The sequence below is a fragment of the Methanosphaera sp. BMS genome, from assembly GCF_003268005.1.
Taxonomy (GTDB): Archaea; Methanobacteriota; Methanobacteria; order Methanobacteriales; family Methanobacteriaceae; genus Methanosphaera.
The window spans coordinates 2,544,993-2,556,987 of sequence record NZ_CP014213.1 but is presented as its reverse complement, the minus strand read 5'-3'; the positions used below and the strand labels follow the sequence as shown (position 1 = coordinate 2,556,987).

The following is an 11,995-nucleotide window of genomic DNA, read 5'->3' as shown; positions in this document are numbered from 1 at the left end:
GCTATTTTTTGAAGAAAACTAAAATTCATAGTATATGAAAAGTTAAATTTGAAAAAAAAGATAAAATGATAAAATCTACAATGATTTTATATGATTAGCTATTGTTTTTGCAACACTGATACCTGCCACTTCACTTTTTAAGGTATTGGTAGCCTGAAGATTATCCGCTCCTGCTGCATTAATTTTAAGCACGGCGTCATTTACTAGTACTGGATGTACACAGTATACATCTACAGCTGTTGCTCCCTGTTGTTTTAATATTTCAATAGCGTTTACTATGGTTCCACCAGTACTTATTATGTCATCTATTATTACAACCCTTCTGTCATCAACAGATATGCTTTTGGTTTTTGTCTCCACTTTTTCCGGAGATAACCTTACTTTTTCAAGATAATCATACTCAGTATCCAATATTGTAGCTATTTCCTTTGCGAAATTTTGTGCTCCCTTATCCGGTGCTAATATTACTGGTTTTTCATCAGTATTTTCCTTTATATACTCTGCTATTGCCGGCATAGCTGATAAGTTATCAACAGGAATGCCATACAAATCACAGATACTTTCTTCATGTAGATTGATTGAAATGACCCTCTTAACATTCATCGCCTGTATCAATCTGGCAGTAGCCTTGGCAGATATACATTCGGTATCCTTAAATCTACGTTCCTGTCTGCTGTAACCTAAATATGGAGATACTACCGTAATATTTTTAACATTCATATCAGAAAGAGTGTCCAATATGAAAAATAGTTCCATCATATTTTCATCCTGTGGATAACCTGTTGATTGTATGATGATTACTTCTTCATCTTCATCAATTTCATCAACTATCCTGAAATATCTTTCTCCATCCGGAAACTTCTTAGTTTCAACATGACACAATTTATCATCCAAATTTTTTGCAACTTCGCTTGCTAATGCTTGAGAAGCAGATCCACCGATTATCATAAATAAAACTCCTATATAATAAGTACCTAAAAAATTATGTTAAAAATTTTTTATAATGATTATATTTATCTACATACTAGATTATATTTTTTTAGTTTTCGAAAAAAATGATAAAAGATAATTAAAAGAACTATGTATAATTAATTATAGCAAAAGATTTATCGAGTTGTTACATGTCAAAAAGTTAGAGGCTAACAAGATGAAAATGGAAATTAACATAGACCCACAGTTACAAAAAAAGGCAAGGGCAGTCTGCAGAAACATATCCGGATTGACTCTCAGTGGCTACTATGAATACCTGATTGAATTGGAACTTAAAAAATTACCTTCAATAGATGAATTGGAGGATGATAGACCACGTATGAAATCATATAATGTAGAAGACCTTGACACATTATGGTGATATCATGTTAATACTCATATTAAAATAGTTGCAAAATAATTATTACATAAAAAAAGATTATTATTAGCATTGACATATAATATATTGTTGATAAATAAAAATAAGATAAAAACAAATATTAGAAAATGGAGTTTATAAGATGCATGAATTATCTATGGCTAGCAGTATAGTAGATGCAATACTCAGTACTGCTAAAAAGAATGATGCTATCAAAATCAATGAGGCTGTTTTAGAAATTGGTGAAATGACCATGTTAAACCCGGAACAACTCAGATTCATGATGGAAATATTGAGTGAAGACACATTACTTAACGATGCGGAAATAATAATAAATATGATTCCAATAGAAATTGAATGTGAATCCTGTGGTTTTAAAGGTGAAAGTAAAACAGATGAAAATGGAGATCATTTAATGGCTGTAGCAAGATGTCCTGAATGTGAAAATACCCAAGTTCACATTATACAAGGACAGGAATGTAATGTAAAAACAATAAAAATTGAAAGAGATGATGAAGATGCATAACGTAGCTAGTATTGAAATTGAACAGGACATTATCAGAGCTAATGACAAATTAGCATATGGAAACCGTAAAGTGTTGGATGAAAAGAATGTATTTGCAGTTGACCTGGTAGGTGCTGTGGGTTCAGGTAAGACATCACTACTTGAAGTGTTAGTTGATGAGATGGATGAGGACATTGCAGTTATAGCAGGAGACATACTCAGTAAATTTGACGCTCAAAGAATTGAAGCCAAAAATGTTCCGGTGAAAGGATTGAACACTGGAAAAGAATGTCACCTAGACGCTCACCTTGTAGAACATGCATTGGATGACGTGCCATTGGATGACATAGAAGTACTTTTCATAGAAAACGTTGGAAACCTAATCTGTCCAGCCGACTTTAACCTCGGAACACATGTAAGATGTGTGATAATAAGTGTTACGGAAGGTGATGATACGGCTGAGAAACATCCTATGATTTTCAAAACCGCAGACATGGCAATAGTCAATAAAGTTGATCTGGCAGAAGCTGTCGGAGCGGATGCAGACAAGATGGTCTGTGACATCAAAACAATTAACCCTGATATACCTGTAGTTAAATGTAGCCTTAAAACGAAAGAGGGTGTATCTGATATTATTGAATTGTTACGCAAATTCAATGACAACAAATGATTAATCCCCCTAATTTTTTTTAAATTTACCTTTTTTAGAGTGATTACATATGAAAGTATGGGTAGATATAGTAAATTCTCCACATGTACGATTCTTCAATGGAATAATCAAGAAGCTGGAAAAAGATGGTCATGAAGTACTTATAACCGCCAGAGATTTTTCAAATATCCATGACTTACTGGAAATATTCGATTTGGAATATACATCCATAGGTAATCATGGAGTTAGCCTAGAAGAAAAACTGTTATCAAGTACTGAACGTGCATACAAATTAGCCAAGTTCATATCAAAAGAGAATGTTGATGTTGCCATTTCAAAGCATTCGATTGAAATGCCCAGAGTAGCATTCGGACTTGCAATCCCCAACATATTCGTCCTGGATAATGAACACGCCATTGCTGCAAACAAATTAACGTTACCATTGACAAACAAACTTATAATACCGGAAATATTTGATGTCTGGAATACAGTTAAGTTCGGAATGAATCCGAATAATATAATCAGATACAATGGTACCTGTGAAGTCACGCACCTGGAAGATTTCAAGTATAACGAAAACATATTGGATGATTTGAACTTACAGTTGAAAAACGACAAGATTATTTTAATGAGACCTGAACCATCACTTGCATCATATCTGGACGCCGACTGTACAAAATCCGTACTTACCCCAATTGTTGATGAACTGAAGGATTTGGCGGACATTTTAATTATTCCTCGATTTAAGACACAGGGTGAAATATTTAAGGATATTGAAAATGTACATATCATCAAAACACCTGTTGACACATTTAGTCTTATGAAAAAGGCGGATTTGGTTATTGGAGCTGGAGGTACCATGAACAGAGAAGCGGCACTTTTAGGTACGCCCGTAATATCCTGTTATCCTGGAGCTCAATTGTCTGTTGATACATATTACATTGAAAAGGGCCTTATGAATAGATCCACAACCCTTGAAGATATCATTTCAATGTCAAAGGATTTGCTGTTGAAGCCTAAAGAAAAGCATGAATTAAAAACAGATAACCTGATTGACCTGATTGTCAGAGAAATATATAAAAGTTATGAGGATTCTAAAAAATAATGGACTAGTCGGGAGTTGAACCCGAGGCCTCCGCCATGCCAAGGCGACACTCTACCAAGCTGAGCTACTAGCCCATGATTAAAATAAAAATAATTACTAAATAATATTATAGCAATCATAATATTTATACTTTAATTATTTTTGTAACCTTTTAATTTTGTATTCAGAAACAATAATCAACATCCCATAATCATCACCGACATATACATTACTTTTTTTAAATGAAGAGTACTTGACATAATTATATTTTTTTATGGTTTGTTAATACTTTTTTTTATTTTATTGTAGCTATGAGTTCTGTTTCGAATAATGTTGATAGTTTTTCTAGGAAGTTGTCTATTTCTGTTATTTCGTTGAGTATGTTGTGTTTTATGTTGTATAATCTTTTTATGTTGTGTGATAGTGCACATAAGTTCATTATGTTTTCTGTTTGTTGTATTCCATGTGTTCTTAGGTTGTTGTAGTTGTAGGATATTTTTAATATTCCAAATGGTGCTTCGACTGTGTTTCCTCTTTTTTTGTATTCGTTTTGTGCTTCTTTTGTGTCTATGTATTGTTTTAATTTTAGTGTATTTTCGTTTGCGAATTCGGATATTATTCTGTGGCTGCTTTTGGTGCATTTTTGTAGTGATGGACAGTTTTTACATGCTTCGTAGTTCATGTATTTGCGTTCTATTCTGTTGGGTTTGCCTTCTTTTTGGGCTGGTCGTTCATATTGGTATTTGAAGTATAATGTTTGTTTTTCTGGGCAGGTGTATGTGTCTTCTTTGTAATTATATTGGAAATGGTCTTTATGGTAAGGGTTGGTGCTTATTTTGCCTTGTTCTTTTCGTGTTTGTTTTCTATCTGGTATTATTGGTGTTATTCCTTTTTTATGTAAATATATCTTCTTTTACAATGAATCTTTTTGCTGGTTTTCTAAGTTTATTTAACTCTTCAACCGATAAAAAGTCTTCTTCATAATATTTAATTAATATTTCTATATCATCTTTATGTATAACATTGAAACGATTGTTATCTGCTTTTTAAATACTTCCATCAACTGATACATGATTAAAATCAGTTAAATTAATCTCATTAGCAAAAATAAGCGAACAACCTAACAATATTTTAAAATAGACTCCATATTTTTTGAATAAATCTTCGAATAGTTCTACTAGATGGTTTAATATCTCCTGAAACATAACGATAGATTTGATGAAACTTAGCCATTTCAGCTAAACATTTCAATACTAGTTACACCCCTATAAAAACCATAAATTACTAATTTAAACATTTCACGAGGAGGATATGAAGGACAACCAGGCAATCCTTCCACTTCATCAAGATCCAAAACAGGATAAAACATATCAACAAACTGTACAAGAAAACGAGAACAATCATCCTCTGGAATTCATTCATCTAATCTAGTATAGACAAAACGAGTCTGAACATTATCAATAACTTTCTTAACCATAAATAAACACCAAAATATTTTTAAAACTCTATATAAATATATATAATAACTAGTATTTAAATATTACGGATAATAGAAGAACAATAAAGCCTATAAAAAATAAATAATGAATTATAATAAAAATAAAGTTAAATGCAATGAAAAAATAAAATAGAAAATCAAAAAGAAATTAAAAAGGATCTTAAAAAAAAGTAATACTAAAAAATTCAAAAAAAAAATAGTTTTGTCAAATACTCGTTTTATAAAAAAAGAAAATTATAACTGGAGTGTTGGCATAAATTATGTTTTTTCACTCTTAAGTAATACTTTTATAAACTTACTAATTTATTAACATCTGCTTTAGTTAAAATTTAAAATAATTATATTATTAATACTTATCATGACCCCCCTTTGAATACTTATCAGACGCTCACATTTTATTTATATAGTATCTATGAATAATATAATAATATAATCATGTAATATGTTATGTCTTTATAATGGGGAACTGTTATGAATGTTTATTGAGGAACATTTTGTTAGATATTATGTGATTATGTTTATTCAGTGATTATAAAGGAGGTGAACTAAGAGAGATTATGTCAGATGATTGTGTTTTATTAACTCAAAGTATTCTTATTCGTGGTCTTACCATGAAACAATATAATGTTTTGGTGGATATTTCCTTGAAACTTAACTATTTGAGAAATTGTGCTGTGGAAAAGACGCCATTTGTTAAATCTACTGATAAAAAGCATTTTAAGAAAATAAATTTTAAACCAATAATTAACAAGGTCAAAGAAGAATTTAAGATGGAATATTCTTTTATTCAGGCTCATTTAGCTAATGCTGCTATAAAAAAGCATGTTGAATCATTCAATGGATATATTGAGTTGAAAAATAAAAAAATTGATGGTAAATATGATCAAAAGGTTAATCCGCCTAAAAAACATGAGAATTATCGATTACATAACATTATAATTCCGAAAGAATCTATTACTTCTTCTAAAAAGAAGCTAAGAGAGGGTTTTATAGAATTACCCTTAAGTAGAAATTATAAGAAACTTTTGGAATCAAAGAATTGTAGACCTAGAATAAAAATTCCTGAGAATATACGAGATAAAAAGATTATTCAAGTGGAAATCATTCCTATAAATAATGGAAAGATGTTTAAGGCAAATTTCACTTATGAAGCTGAAAAAGAGCCACTGGATTTGGATAAGAATAAAATTATGGGTATTGATCCTGGTGTAAATAATTTTGCAACAATTGTTACAACCGAAGGGCCTCACGTGCAATTGTGGACGGGAGAAAATTAAAAAATCAAATATACTTCAAATGTAAGAAAACAGCACACTACCAATCAATACTTAATAAACAAGGACATAAAACATCCAATAGAATCCAAAAAATAAACCAAAAATTCAAAAACATACAAGACAACTTCCTCAACCAAACAGTAAACTTCATCATAAAAAAATGCAAACAACAAGATGTAGGTACAATTGTGCTTGGATACAACAATAATTTCCAGCACAAGACCAATATGGGAAAAAAACAAAACCAAATATTTTCACACATAGCATTCAAACAATTCAAACAAAAACTAGAAACACGATGCCAAATACACGAAATAGACCTTATAATACAGGAAGAATCATACACAAGCCAAAGCAGCTTCCTAGATGAAGACATACTACCAGAATACCAAGAAAAAGATGATGAAAAAGAGGAGGATAAAGTTAAATATGAATTTAAGGGCAATAGAATCAAACGTGGATTATACGAAACACAAAATGGAAAAATTATTAACGCAGATGTAAACGCTGCAGCCAATATTATAAGAAAATGTAAGCATAGGTTCAATTTTGAGCTATTGTGTAAGTGGGTCCAGACTACTCCAAGTAAAATCAAATTATAACCAAGACATCCAGATATATAATAGATGCAATATAAAAAAAATGTTTATCCCTTATTGTCCATTATTGTTATTATCACATGTTTGTCGTTATTTGATTTGAACAAAGGCAAAAGAGAGTTCTCCATGCAGTATGATTATTTCTGGGTTTTAAATCTTTAATAAGAAAGAAAGAACTGTTATGCTGTTTATTGTTTACTTGCTTTAAAATGAAAAAAATGGTTGTATTATAAAATATATGTTTATGGAAGTTTTTTTTTCTTCTTGACTTATATGAGTAATACTTTTTTTTGTTTTAAAATACTTTTGGCCAAGTCTCATGAAAAAATTATTTAAAAATTAATATCAAATAACTATTAATAAAACAAATTATCAATATAAATATAGAAATAGGATTATGATATTGGTTAATCCAACAAGTGACAATATGGAGGATAGATGAATACATGGCACTTATAGCAACTAATCACCTTACATTGATTTTAGAATTCGCTATACTCATACATATAGGAGTATTACTATTGTTAAACTTCGTACCTTTAAATTACAGTATAGTATTCCTATTATCAATAGTGATAGGTGGAGGAATTACAGTAGCATTTGGTTTTGATGCATTGTGTTTAGTAGTACCATTTTTAAGCCACCATGAATTTACACACCCTTATGGTCCAATAGCAATTCTGGGAGTGGTTACTTCCTGGGCTACGATACCCATAATGAAGATGCTGGATGTCAAGACATCGAGCATCACGTTATTATTATATATAATTACAGGTGCAATCACAATATTTGGAGCAATTGTACACCGTGACTTCTTAATTATGTGGGTTCTTGGATTAATTGCAGGATTCTTAATAATCAATAAGATGCATAATAAAAAGTCCCCGGTATCCCTTAGAACAATCGGATTGTTAATAATAGGAATATTGATATTATTTGGAGCTTTAGAAGGCATTGCACAATTATTCCACATGGAAATTATAAGTCCTCTTGCAAGAATTGATCGTATGAATTTAAATCAGTTTGCTAGTTTAAAACTAGTAATAGACAACACCAACTTATGGGGTCACACTGCAAACTCAACATATTGGGGAAGTTCAGGTCTAGGAAACAGTGATGGGTACATTTCATTACCATTAACATACATTACCAGTTTAGGTCTCCCATTCCCATTATTCTACGGTATATTGGTGACTAAAAAGGACGTAATCGATTACTTCTTACCAGGTATTTTTGGTATTGGATATGACTTTGGATATGTGGCATTAGCAATAACAATAATATGGATTTTAGCAGTTATTATTATAGGATTGGTTATTCTAAGAAAATACAAGGCAGAACGTGAACGCGGCAACAAAAAGTATTATGGACGTGAAGCATTACTGACGGGTTCACTTGCAGCATTTATAGCCCAAACCATACTGGGATTGTTCATTATTACCAGGACAATAAATGGTTCTGCAATGGTCACATACTTATTCCTAAGTGCATTAATATTAGCCCACACAGTTACTACTAAACGTTGATTTAACCTCCAATTTTTCTTTTTTTAATGTAAATTATTTTTATTGGAATTTAAAGAGTCATCCGATGAAATATTAAGGACAAACTTGTTTAAATCAAATTAAGAAATTAGCATATTTAGGTTATTATATGGACTACTTGAAAAATTTTTTAATGGTTAATTACAAATAATTATTTAGTGATAAAATTTTTGAATAAAAAATTATCTTAGTTACGGATTGAAAATTATGAATATTATAACAACAGTAGTTGGTAGTTATCCTACACATACCCATAAAGCCCAAACATTTAATGAAAAAATATCCTATTCATTAGGCTTATTCGACCCATACAAGCAGGCGATTGTTAATGCTGTTACAAATTTTGTTGAATGTGACATTGACATAATATGTGACGGGCAGGTAAGAGAGGACATGGTGAAAATCTTTGCAAGCAAGATTTTTGGTTTTAAGATTATAGATAATACCGCCCACATCAAGGGAAAAATTACCCCTGCAGCACGCGGAATATCCTCAAAGGATTTGCATTTTGCATTCAAAACAGCAAAATCATTAGACAACAGGTTTCAGTTAAATGCATCCCTTGATAAAATATATGCCCATCAACAAAGGGGAATTAAGGGGATAATCACGGGCCCTACAACTATTGTTCACTCATCAATTATTGACCACTTTTATTCATCAAAGAAAAACGCCATTTTTGACATAGCAAAGGCATTAAGTTATGAGGCAAGGGAACTTGAAAAAAGTGGAGCATGTGCCATTCAAATTGATGAACCGTTTATATCAACAGGTGCAGAGGATATTGAGGTATCTAAAACAGCGGTTGAATACATCAGCAACTCCGTGAATATTCCCGTAATATTACATGTATGCGGTGATTTGAAGGATGTCCTGGAAGATCTTCTTAAGTTTGACGTTGATATCCTGGACTTTGAGTTTTCTGGTATGCCCCAGAATATCAAGACATTGAAAAAGGCCTGGACTCCTGAATGTAACAAACAAATAGGAATCGGTTGTCTTAACACAAAACTCGAATCCGTAGATGATGAAAGTGATGTAAGAAAAACTGTAACAGATGTGTGTAAAATAATTGATAAAGAAAATCTCCTAATTGACCCAGACTGCGGTATGAGAATGCTTGATGATGATATAGCCAGGGGCAAATTGGAAGTTATTCAAAGTATTAGAAATAATGGTGTTTAGATATGGCAAAGTTTATTCGAACAAATTCAATAGCAAAGGCATGGCTGACATGCGTAAAGAAAATAATGCTTGAAGGTCATGAAGTGACAGATGAACGAGGAACCTTAACAAAGGAACTGCAAAATGTAATGATTGAAATCACAGATCCTGATGACAATACAATACCTGAGTGTTCCCCATGGCATGATGATAGGCTGGAAACATACAAGCAGGAACTCTTGGATCCGGACAATAGTCAAGGATTTGTATATACCTATGGTAACAGGCTTAGACAATACTTTGAAGTAGACCAGCTGGATAAATGTATTGAAAAACTAAACAACTGTCGTGAATCTCGTCGTGCCATTGCAATAACAATTGACCCAGTACAGGATAACAGCGTGGACGAGATTCCATGTCTTCAAGAAATAGCATTTCTCATCAGAAACGACCAGCTGTATATGACCGACTTTTTCAGAAGCAACGATTGTGGCGGTGCAACATTCCCCAATCTATTCGGGATACGTGAAGTCGGTTATTATGTAGCTGAAAATACCAACACAAAACTAGTCAACATGGTACATCATGCAATGAGTCTGCATATATATGAACATGACTGGGATAAAGCCAAAGAAATACTACAAAAATACTGATTGCCTAAACATACACTATTAAAAAGTTAATTATTAAATATAAAAAAAGCTAAAAAGAGTAATAGATAATTATAAAGGCTAGAAATAACATTTAATAGAATAATTATAAATTATAATTTAATGGAGATTTTTATCATGACAATGAGTATGAATATAGCTGCTAAAAAAATAGCAGATAAAATGTTTGAAGACGCAAGTAGTTACAAATTAATATCAACAACATTACCTAATGGTACAAGATTAATAGACTGTGGAGTAAATGCCAAAGGAAGTATAAAAGGTGGGGAATTATTCACAAAAGTATGTCTTGGTGGTATAAGTGACGTTGGTATATCCATCCCAGGGGATTTAAGTGACATTATGGCAATGCCCGCAGTTAAGGTAAAAACCGATTTTCCTGCACTATCCACCCTGGGTTCACAAAAGGCAGGATGGAAAATTGACGTTGACAGTTATTATGCCATAGCATCAGGTCCTGCACAGACACATAAGTTTAAAAATAACCCAATTTATGAAATGACAGGATATGTTGAAGAATCAGATGTGGCCGTCATAACACTTGAAGCAGACAGCCTGCCTGATGAGAATGTAGCAAATTATATAGCAGATGAATGTAACGTCAAAGCAGAAAACCTTACGATATTAGTCGCTCCAACATCATCCCTTGTAGCTTCAATACAAATATCAGGCCGTGCACTTGAATGCGGCGTCTACAAAATGTTTGAGGTAATGGACTTTGACGTTACAAAGATAACATATGCAGCCGCAATTACACCGATTACACCGGTTGACCCTGATAGCGTAAAGGCAATGGGAAAAACAAATGATGCAATAATCTTCGGTGGAAGGGCATACTACTACATAGAACCTGATGAAGGAGAAAGCCTTGAACAACTGGCCGCAAACTTACCGTCATCAGCTTCAGAAAAATATGGTCAAAGCTTCCTTGAACTATTTGAAGAGGCAAATCATGACTTCTACAGTATGCCGAAGGAAGTATTTGCACCGGCACAGGTTATCGTCAATGATATGGTGACCGGCCAGATGTACCATACAGGATTTATTGACCTTGAAAGACTTAAAAAATCATTTGAAGTAATAGAAATAATCAACAAAAAATAAATAAAAAAAAAAGAGTTGTAACATAATGAAAAAGATTGGATTAACCAGTACAACATTTGCCAGATATGACATGGCAAAGGCAGCACGCAAACAAATAGAAAAACAGGTAACAGGAGTCAAGTTTATCGAAAGATACGTTCCAGGAGTTAAGGATTTACCAGTTAGTGCTAAAAAACTGATTGAAGAGGAAGGCTGCGAACTTGTCATGGCATTCGGTATGCCCGGCGGTGAAAAAATCGATAAACTATGTGCACATGAGGCCAGTACCGGGTTAATTCAGGCACAATTAATGACGAATACACATATCATTGAAGTGTTCGTGCATGAAGACGAGGGCATAAACGACAAGGACCTTAAAGAACTGATGCATAACCGTGCAACACAGCACGCGGATAATGTCGTCAAGATGCTCTTTAAGCCGGATGCACTTAGAAAAGAAGCCGGACAGGGAATACGAGAAGGAAGAGAAGACAAAGGACCATTATAATTGCAACCCATTGACCACCCCCCCCCCCAAATTCTATTTTTATAATAATATCATGCCATGACTGA

At 32.7% G+C, this 11,995-nt stretch carries 13 protein-coding genes and 1 tRNA gene; 11 read left to right on the top strand and 3 right to left on the bottom strand.

Annotated features, from left to right (window positions below; translation table 11 throughout):
- Positions 1–75: 75 nt before the first annotated feature.
- Entirely contained in the window at positions 76–948 is an 873-nt protein-coding gene (locus tag AW729_RS09735; RefSeq protein ID WP_112124933.1) for a ribose-phosphate diphosphokinase, read from the bottom strand.
- Between the two features lie 199 nt (positions 949–1,147).
- Here AW729_RS09735 and AW729_RS09730 point away from each other — a divergent pair, with 199 nt between their 5' ends.
- The 4 genes from AW729_RS09730 to AW729_RS09715 all read left to right on the top strand — a co-directional run bounded on the left by AW729_RS09730 (position 1,148) and on the right by AW729_RS09715 (position 3,607).
- Complete coding sequence (locus AW729_RS09730; RefSeq protein WP_112124932.1) at positions 1,148–1,351, top strand: hypothetical protein; 204 nt, start codon at positions 1,148–1,150, stop codon at positions 1,349–1,351.
- A 139-nt stretch (positions 1,352–1,490) separates the two neighbouring features.
- The gene (hypA, locus tag AW729_RS09725) at positions 1,491–1,874 is read left to right on the top strand and encodes a hydrogenase maturation nickel metallochaperone HypA (protein ID WP_112124931.1); all 384 of its coding nucleotides are present in this window, start codon (positions 1,491–1,493) and stop codon (positions 1,872–1,874) included.
- Positions 1,867–2,523 (top strand): hydrogenase nickel incorporation protein HypB, encoded by a 657-nt coding sequence (hypB, locus tag AW729_RS09720; protein WP_112124930.1) that lies wholly within the window; start codon positions 1,867–1,869, stop codon positions 2,521–2,523. The genes hypA and hypB overlap by 8 nt, the downstream gene beginning before the upstream one ends.
- Before the next feature lie 49 nt (positions 2,524–2,572).
- On the top strand, positions 2,573–3,607 hold the full coding sequence (locus AW729_RS09715) for a DUF354 domain-containing protein (RefSeq protein ID WP_112124929.1): 1,035 nt from the start codon (positions 2,573–2,575) through the stop codon (positions 3,605–3,607).
- Here the strand turns inward: AW729_RS09715 and AW729_RS09710 are convergent.
- Positions 3,608–3,681 (bottom strand) — tRNA-Ala (locus AW729_RS09710).
- Between the two features lie 200 nt (positions 3,682–3,881).
- On the bottom strand, positions 3,882–4,421 hold the full coding sequence (locus AW729_RS09705; protein ID WP_236951281.1) for a transposase: 540 nt from the start codon (positions 4,419–4,421) through the stop codon (positions 3,882–3,884).
- A gap of 1,220 nt (positions 4,422–5,641) precedes the next feature.
- On the opposite strand from AW729_RS09705, the gene AW729_RS09700 reads away from it, so the two are divergent.
- The 7 genes from AW729_RS09700 (at position 5,642) to ribC (ending at position 11,930) form a co-directional block, all read left to right on the top strand.
- A complete protein-coding gene (locus tag AW729_RS09700) occupies positions 5,642–6,361 on the top strand; it encodes a hypothetical protein (protein ID WP_112124927.1) in 720 nt (239 codons plus the stop codon).
- A complete protein-coding gene (locus AW729_RS09695; protein WP_162685890.1) occupies positions 6,343–6,963 on the top strand; it encodes an IS200/IS605 family accessory protein TnpB-related protein in 621 nt (206 codons plus the stop codon). The genes AW729_RS09700 and AW729_RS09695 overlap by 19 nt, the downstream gene beginning before the upstream one ends.
- A gap of 443 nt (positions 6,964–7,406) precedes the next feature.
- Positions 7,407–8,486, top strand: a complete 1,080-nt coding sequence (locus AW729_RS09690; RefSeq protein WP_112124925.1) for a hypothetical protein — start codon at positions 7,407–7,409, stop codon at positions 8,484–8,486.
- Positions 8,487–8,711: 225 nt separating this feature from the next.
- The gene (locus AW729_RS09685; RefSeq protein WP_112124924.1) at positions 8,712–9,689 is read left to right on the top strand and encodes a methionine synthase; all 978 of its coding nucleotides are present in this window, start codon (positions 8,712–8,714) and stop codon (positions 9,687–9,689) included.
- Between the two features lie 2 nt (positions 9,690–9,691).
- Positions 9,692–10,321: a thymidylate synthase gene (locus AW729_RS09680; RefSeq protein ID WP_112124923.1), complete on the top strand. Its 630-nt coding sequence runs from the start codon at positions 9,692–9,694 to the stop codon at positions 10,319–10,321.
- Between the two features lie 135 nt (positions 10,322–10,456).
- Entirely contained in the window at positions 10,457–11,443 is a 987-nt protein-coding gene (gene mch / locus AW729_RS09675) for a methenyltetrahydromethanopterin cyclohydrolase (protein ID WP_112124922.1), read from the top strand.
- Positions 11,444–11,468: 25 nt separating this feature from the next.
- Complete coding sequence (gene ribC / locus AW729_RS09670; protein WP_112124921.1) at positions 11,469–11,930, top strand: riboflavin synthase; 462 nt, start codon at positions 11,469–11,471, stop codon at positions 11,928–11,930.
- Positions 11,931–11,995: the final 65 nt, after the last annotated feature.

Coding starts and splice junctions, on each gene's coding strand:
- AW729_RS09735 (WP_112124933.1), bottom strand. CDS start 948: ATGATAATCGGTGGATCTGCTTCTCAAGCATTAGCAAGCGAAGTTGCA.
- AW729_RS09730 (WP_112124932.1), top strand. CDS start 1,148: ATGAAAATGGAAATTAACATAGACCCACAGTTACAAAAAAAGGCAAGG.
- hypA (WP_112124931.1), top strand. CDS start 1,491: ATGCATGAATTATCTATGGCTAGCAGTATAGTAGATGCAATACTCAGT.
- hypB (WP_112124930.1), top strand. CDS start 1,867: ATGCATAACGTAGCTAGTATTGAAATTGAACAGGACATTATCAGAGCT.
- AW729_RS09715 (WP_112124929.1), top strand. CDS start 2,573: ATGAAAGTATGGGTAGATATAGTAAATTCTCCACATGTACGATTCTTC.
- AW729_RS09700 (WP_112124927.1), top strand. CDS start 5,642: ATGTCAGATGATTGTGTTTTATTAACTCAAAGTATTCTTATTCGTGGT.
- AW729_RS09690 (WP_112124925.1), top strand. CDS start 7,407: ATGGCACTTATAGCAACTAATCACCTTACATTGATTTTAGAATTCGCT.
- AW729_RS09685 (WP_112124924.1), top strand. CDS start 8,712: ATGAATATTATAACAACAGTAGTTGGTAGTTATCCTACACATACCCAT.
- AW729_RS09680 (WP_112124923.1), top strand. CDS start 9,692: ATGGCAAAGTTTATTCGAACAAATTCAATAGCAAAGGCATGGCTGACA.
- mch (WP_112124922.1), top strand. CDS start 10,457: ATGACAATGAGTATGAATATAGCTGCTAAAAAAATAGCAGATAAAATG.
- ribC (WP_112124921.1), top strand. CDS start 11,469: ATGAAAAAGATTGGATTAACCAGTACAACATTTGCCAGATATGACATG.